The organism is Psychrobacter sp. TB20-MNA-CIBAN-0197, from assembly GCF_040309765.1.
Lineage (GTDB): Bacteria > Pseudomonadota > Gammaproteobacteria > Pseudomonadales > Moraxellaceae > Psychrobacter > Psychrobacter submarinus.
Window position 1 is genome coordinate 1 of sequence record NZ_JBEOPC010001390.1, and the last position, 236, is coordinate 236.

1 pseudogene is annotated in these 236 nt (G+C 61.4%); it reads right to left on the minus strand.

The features are described from left to right. Positions 1-236, minus strand: a pseudogene (locus AAEY83_RS18525) (hypothetical protein); the annotation flags it as partial.

Genomic DNA, 236 nt, shown 5'->3' on the forward strand with positions numbered 1-236 from the left:
GGTCCATCAGGGTCAGGCTGAACAGCCGCTCAGCCAGTTGCGGCGCCCAGACACGCAGGGTCTGCGCCTCGCTGAACTGTTCGGCCAGCACCGGCAGCCACTCGTCCTTGCGCCCTTTCGGCTGTTCTATAAAGGTGCCGAACGCTTGCAGCAGCTCGGCCTTGAGCAGGACATCGAACAGTTCTGCCAGTGTCAAATCCGCGTGTTCATCGAGCCAGCCGTAATCGAGCAACGGT